The organism is Rhodococcus sp. AZ1 (genome assembly GCF_054979605.1).
Window position 1 is genome coordinate 160,232 of sequence record NZ_JBUEQF010000009.1, and the last position, 6,393, is coordinate 166,624.

Sequence of the window (6,393 nt, forward strand, 5' to 3'; positions counted from 1 at the left end):
CTCACCCCCGACCACGCCGAGCAACTCCACTACGATTGCACGCGCACCCTCAACCCGGAGGAGGCACTCACGCAATGAGCCCTCCGGAAACGCCGGGACGGATCACAGTCCCTTTGCATGATCTGCGGTGCTGCGTTCGATCCTGCCGTTGACAGAGCTGAAAGTGCTTGTTAACCAAAGCTAAACTGTCCGCTGGGAGGTCATTGTGGAAGTCGCCGCAAGCGCGAAAACTAGCGCCTTCTCGTCGATGGGCGTCCAGATCGATAGCGCCTGGAAGCGAAGCAACTATGACCCTGAGGTCTTCCCAGTGATCGCCGAGGCAGCCGCTGCTCAGGCGCCCGCAATGGAGCTTAGCGATCTGCTTATCAACCATAACCAACACCTTGATCTTTCATATAGATTCTCCGACTTCGACCTGCGGGTATTCTCCAACGATCGCTTCCGCGTCGAGGTTCTGGTGTGGCTGGGCGGCTCCACGAGCATCCACCAGCACTCCTTCAGCGGCGCTTTCGCGGTCCTGCGCGGCCGCAGCGTCCACGTTGAGTACGAGTTCGATCCCCGCGTCGCGGTACAAGAGGAGCTCTTGTTCGGCGAGCTGCGGCTCCGCGGCTCGGAGATTCTCGAAGAGGGCGCTGTGCGGCGCATCCACGCTGGCCCCCGCTTCATCCACGCCAACTTCCACGTCTCGCAGCCGACCATCACCATGGTGATTCGCACCCACCAGGATCGCGACAGCGGCACGCAGCTGAATTATCTTCCCCCATGCGTCGCAGTGGATCCCTCCCTGGACCGCGATCGGCGTACCCGGCAGCGCCGCCTGGTCGAAGTGCTGGCACGGTCCGGTTCGCCGGACCTATTGCGGCAAGGCTTAGAATCGCTGTTGCCGAAACGCCCGAGCGTAGCCGAGTCTCTAGATTACTTGAAGATGCCAGCCGTGGTGCGCGACAAGGATCTGTACGAACGCTCCCTCGCCCGCGCAATGGATCTGCATCCGGAGTTCGCCGACGACTTGGCCGCCGTTTCGCGAGAAGAACTGCGCCGGTTGACAACCCGGCTGCTACTGCCGAAGGTTGACTCTCCCGAGCAGCAGTTCTTCCTCGCGTTGATACTGAACCTGCCCCGCTCGCCAGACATTCTGACCCACCTCGGCCAGGAGTTCGCGACCGAAACCCCGGCCGAGGCCGCAAGCCGGCTGGTGGTCGAGCTCTCTGGTGCGGGTCACCTCCCGCACATCCGGCCCGAGTCGCGCAACCACCTCCGGGATATCTTGTCCGGAACGACCCCGATCGGCAATCACCCGGAACTGTCAAACATCACCGGAAACGTTGTGTTGCGGCCACTTTTTTCCGGCGCAAACTAATTGGTCCGGACTGGCCAGAAAGCGCCCTACCAGAGTAGTCAGACGAGAGGACATCGTCGTCTCATCGGCCTCAATCTCCACCCAAGGGATAACCCAAATGAAAGGAAATGCAATGTCCGTTCAGTCAGACAAGGTCGTTCTCGGAATTCTAGACGAATTCCTGGCCCTCGAGGACTTCCTGGGTCCGGAGCCGAAGTTCGGCTTCTAATCACCTGGGATGAGGACGGCGGGGTGTGGCCTTACCAGTCTCACCCCGCCTTCTTTCCGTCCAGGCAAAACCCATGAATGCGTCCCACGATCTACGCCTGCTTGACCAGGAACTCACCCCACGCTCCCCGGCGACCGCCCTAACACGGGAAGCTTCTGCCGAGCCGATCCAGGAGCAGGTCGACGTCCTGATCCTGACTCGCGCCGCCGATCGTGAGGCAGTGTTCCTCGTAAGGGCTCTGCGTGCAGTCGGTATCGCGGCCCATCGTATCGAGATCGACTATCCCCCCGCGCTGGAGGTCGGCCTTACCGGCACGAAAGTCGAGGTCTTGCTTGACGGTCGGCCAATCGACCCTCACGTTGTGTTCCTGCGGTACTTCACCCCGGCAGCCGTCGGCGGCGTTGGCGGCGCGATTACTCGTGAATTCGCGCGAAATGAATGGCGAGCCTTCGTTGATGTCCTGCGTACCGCTTTCGAGGGCAAGATACTGAACTCTGGCGCCACACCGGAGAGCATCGATACCCTCACGCAGTTGCTAACCGCTCAGCGTTGTGGATTCGAAGTCCCAGCGACCCGCATTACGAACACACTCGATTCCATGCGAGGTTCGACGATCCTCAAAACCGTGTCGACACACGATGTCGAGCCTGACCCGGGAACAATCTATACTGTCAGTCCAGTGGCCCTCGATCTCGTCGACCGCGCATTGCCGCGACAGCTGGCTCCGGTCGTTGCGCAAGCCTGCGTCCGCTCAAGCATAGAGGTCCGCGTGTATGTCGTTGACGACACCGTCGTCACCTTTCTCGTCTCGCACGCCAACAGCAGCGACCGCTGGCGCGCGCCCGCCAGCGTGCGTGTGACTCCCTACAATTTGCCGGCCCACCAGCGGGATAAGTTCCTCGCGCTGGCCTCGGCCTGCGGGCTCGATCTGTGCGCCATCGACGCCTTCCTCGACGAAGACCAGGCCGTGTTCCTGGAAGTCAACCCCGTTTTTAACTGGATGTGGTACGAGGCGCGCGCCGACCGACAATCCGTAAGTATGCGAATCGTTAGGGCGATAATGGAACGCGTGACCACCCGACGTACCCTCTGCCCGCCCAGGAGCGCACCATGACCGACACACTCGACTGTGGTCTCGCGGCGATCGTCGCCGACCCCGACGCATTCCGATCGAAGCACTGGCAGCAGAGACGTACCAACGGATCCATCGCCGATCCGCGGATTGCCAGTTTGCTCACCATCCGCGATATCGAGCAAATCCTACTCTGCAGCGCTGTCCGATTCCCCTACATCAAACTCAGCCGCACCGGCTCGGCGATCCCGGCCAGCAGCTACATTCGAGCCCGCGATGCCGGCGCGACTCCCGTCCCAGGCTTCATCGATCCCGCCCGCGCCGCCAAGCTGTACCGGCAGGGCGCCACGATCGTGCTGAACCGCCTGGAGGAGTGGTATCCGCCCGTCGCACGGCTGTGTCACCAGGTCAGCCGGTCCTTCGACGGCGCATACGTGGAAGCAGGCGCCTTCCTCACCCCCCCCGGGCGGACAAGCGTTGCCACTGCACCGCGACTGCCAGGACCTGCTGATCCTACAGACCGAGGGCACCAAGATTTGGGAAACTGAACAAGCCACCCCTGCCAGCGGATGGACCGAAGGCGCCGCTGACTCGCCCGAACAGTCGCTGCACCCGCACACCATGACCGCCGGGGAATTTATGTACCTGCCCCGCGGTGCCGCGCACCGCGCCGCGGCCGGTGACCACGACCATTCCCTACACCTGACCCTCGGCGTGAACCGGCTTGACACCATCTCGGTGAAGCGCCACTTCGACTTGGCCATCGACCAGGCACTCACCGACATTGGGCTACCGTCCACCGACGACGAGGACGCGACGCTCCTCGCGCGCCTTATGCAGAGGATGGCGAGCCGCACAGCCGATTCCCGCCTGTCCGCGCTGCGCGACAACGTCGACCCCGACCAGGCCCTGCTGACAGTCTCCGACTGGCGAACAACTACATGAACGCACTCGATGGGAACAACAAATCCTCTGCAGCGCAGACACTGTCGCCGTGGCGGCTTGTGGAGTTCCGGCTGCTGCTGAGCAGTCAGCTGGTGTCGCTGTTCGGCGACCGCGTGCTCGCGCTGGTGCTCGGCATCTGGGTCAAGGAGCTCACCGGCAGCTCTGCGCTTGCCGGGCTGGTGTTCTTCGCCTACGGACTCCCTGTCCTGGCCGCCCCGCTGACCGGATGGCTGTGCGACCGGTTCTCCCGCCGCACCGTCAGCATCACTGCTCAAGCCGCCGGCGCCCTCTACCTGCTGCCTCTACTGCTGGTGCACTCGGCGAGCCAGGTGTGGATCGTGTTCGCGGTCACCGTCTGCTACGGCGCAGGCGGCGCGCTGTTCAATGCCGCCCGCGGCGCCCTGCTCGCCGACATACTGCCGCCACCAGTCCGCCCACGCGCAAACGCCATCATCGTCAGCAGCGGCCAGGTCATGACGATCATCGGCCCGCTTATCGGTGCGGGCCTGTACGCCTGGCACGGGGCCACTGCCGTCATCCTCATCGACATCGCCAGCTTCGCTCTCTCGGCGACATTGTTGTGGTTCCTACCCGAACCCGAGCGCCTTGCCCCGCCCAGCCCGAACATCTTCACCGAATCCCTTGCGGGCCTGCGATTCCTGCTCACCACCGGCACGATGCTTCGCACCTCACTCGCACTGGCCATCCTGTACGCGGCCATCGGTGTGTTCGAACCAATCATCTTCCAGGTCGTCACCCTCGGACTGGACAAACCCGCCGCGTTCGTCAGCGTCCTGCTGGTCACCCAAGGCATCGGGGCCGCTGTCCTGGGCGCGCTCACCGGTCGCGTCGTCGGACGACTAGGCCCACTCGGGGCGATGAAGATAGCCGCCGCGGGTTGCGCAGTGTCCACAATTTTGTTCGCGGTCCCTTCCACACCGGTAGTCGCGTTCGCCTGCGTCGCGCTCGGTGGGGCGTTCGCGCTGCTATCGGTCGGCGTCATGACCTACCTTCAGGACGCCGCCCCACCAGAGAGGCGCGGGCGGGTGATGGCCGCGGCCAACATGCTCATGATGCTCCCCCAAACCTTGTTCATCGCAATCGGTTCCGGACTCGCCGCCGCCGCACCCTTCCGAGCGATCATTCTCGGCATGACCTGCGCTGCCGCCGCGGCCTGCCTAGTCGCTCCTCGATCATCCAACCAGTAAAGTGCCAGCTGCGCAGACCACGGTCAGCAAACTACGTAGCGGCCAGCGCCTACTTGCCGCGGCCATGCGCTGCGCGATCGCGGGGTGAACCATCCTGAGTCTGGAGGCGACAATGATCGCACCATGAGAATGCCGGTATGGCTGCACCGACGAAGTTCGACGAGGGGACCTACCATCGTCCGGCGAGGATGTGTCGGGAGCGGCTCGCTGATCATGTGCATTCGCTGTAAGGAGAGAAGCATCGCCCGAAGACCTTCGATTTTCGGTGTTCCCCACTATGGCGGGAATTAAAATCGCTTTGGCATCCCTGGGCCTAGCAATTGCGGGATTCGTGCAGGTCGATGAGATCTACTGGGGATTCATTCTGGCTGGATTGATCAGTTTGGCAGCGGGCCTCGTGACTAGGGGAACGAAGCTCAGCAGCTGACGGATCTCGTGCGAAACAGGGTGAGACCGAGAGCTACCCTTGACCTGAAAGAAGTTGCTCCAGCCGTTCAACTGCATAATCCGTCAACGCGCGCGCAGGCAAGAGTCTGCACTCGGCTAATCCGATCTTGCCGATACGCGTCTTCCCCATCAGGTCGAACTCGTCTCCCACCAGTGGGAAGAATGTGTCATTGTCGTCCGCGCCGTCGGGCGTTTCGACCCAAACTCGTTCATTGTCAACAAGGTAGGGGAAGCGACGCATCTTGATGCGTCGGGCCGAAACGTGAGACTCTGCGTGATGCAGAAATGAGTTTCGATTGTGTACTACGCCAATCAGAAGAATCCGTGCTCCCATGTCGTAGAGGGTTTGAAACGGAGAATCTATGCCCAGCGCGAACGAAAGTGTTTGCTTGGTCGTAACCTCAGATGCCATTTCTCCTACCGCAGCAACCGATGCCTGTGGATGTTTGCTGCGATATCGTGCTGGGTGAGCGAGGACTGCTGATGGCAGCGCACCCATTCCGGTCGGCATAAGGTCGTCGAAGAGCGGAATACGGTCACGGGCCAGCTGGATCTCGGTGCGTGGCGACCCACAGATTCCTGGAAAGGGGTCCGTTACCACCGATCCGGTGTACGTGGGCACGACTATGGTTCCGTCTGGGCCGACTGCGGTCAGGAGTGCGCCCAAAAGCCCGTTCGCCCCATTTTCCACGTTGCCCAAGCTGGATAACGACGAGTGCACAATTATGCAATCGCCAGGCACTATTCCGAGTTCGCGAAATTCCTGAAACAGTTGGTCTGTCCGAAGCATTCGTCCAGTGTACCTGAGACGATTTGACGCGGCTCCGTAGCGCGTTTACCCCGAAAAGTTCAAAGAAGTTCTTAGAGGAGCCGACTTTAACCGTTGCTTCTGGGTTGCCCTCGTCGATGCGATTCTTGCCGATCAGGCAACGCTCACTTCTGGGATCAACTTTCTCTGCAACCCGCTGAACGCACGTCGAGTCGGAACCCAACCGCAACGTCGTCGAGCGCTCGTTCTGCATGACCAAGCAATGGCGAGGGTTGGCCACCCTCGACGACAAACTCGCCATCACCTACCGCGCAGCGACTGTGCTGCAGGCCTGTATCTGCTGGATCAAGCTATTTGGAGACACGCCCTAGTGGTCCGCGTTTG

6 protein-coding genes are annotated in these 6,393 nt (G+C 61.7%); 5 read left to right on the top strand and 1 reads right to left on the bottom strand.

Annotation, left to right across the window (positions count from 1 at the left end; all coding sequences use genetic code 11):
* Positions 1-205 precede the first annotated feature (205 nt).
* The 5 genes from ACY48E_RS13075 to ACY48E_RS13095 all read left to right on the top strand — a co-directional run bounded on the left by ACY48E_RS13075 (position 206) and on the right by ACY48E_RS13095 (position 4,793).
* Positions 206-1,360 carry a cupin domain-containing protein gene (locus ACY48E_RS13075; RefSeq protein ID WP_462872628.1) on the top strand — a complete coding sequence of 385 codons (1,155 nt, stop codon included), beginning with the start codon at positions 206-208 and terminating at the stop codon, positions 1,358-1,360.
* Between the two features lie 281 nt (positions 1,361-1,641).
* Positions 1,642-2,682 carry an ATP-grasp domain-containing protein gene (locus ACY48E_RS13080; RefSeq protein ID WP_462872629.1) on the top strand — a complete coding sequence of 347 codons (1,041 nt, stop codon included), beginning with the start codon at positions 1,642-1,644 and terminating at the stop codon, positions 2,680-2,682.
* Entirely contained in the window at positions 2,679-3,188 is a 510-nt protein-coding gene (locus ACY48E_RS13085; RefSeq protein ID WP_462872630.1) for a hypothetical protein, read from the top strand. Before ACY48E_RS13080 ends, ACY48E_RS13085 begins: the two co-directional genes overlap by 4 nt.
* Positions 3,118-3,585: a JmjC domain-containing protein gene (locus tag ACY48E_RS13090; RefSeq protein WP_462872631.1), complete on the top strand. Its 468-nt coding sequence runs from the start codon at positions 3,118-3,120 to the stop codon at positions 3,583-3,585. Before ACY48E_RS13085 ends, ACY48E_RS13090 begins: the two co-directional genes overlap by 71 nt.
* A complete protein-coding gene (locus tag ACY48E_RS13095) occupies positions 3,582-4,793 on the top strand; it encodes an MFS transporter (RefSeq protein WP_462872632.1) in 1,212 nt (403 codons plus the stop codon). Before ACY48E_RS13090 ends, ACY48E_RS13095 begins: the two co-directional genes overlap by 4 nt.
* A gap of 460 nt (positions 4,794-5,253) precedes the next feature.
* On the opposite strand, the gene ACY48E_RS13100 is transcribed toward ACY48E_RS13095, so the two are convergent.
* On the bottom strand, positions 5,254-6,030 hold the full coding sequence (locus tag ACY48E_RS13100) for an AAC(3) family N-acetyltransferase (RefSeq protein WP_462872633.1): 777 nt from the start codon (positions 6,028-6,030) through the stop codon (positions 5,254-5,256).
* Positions 6,031-6,393: the final 363 nt, after the last annotated feature.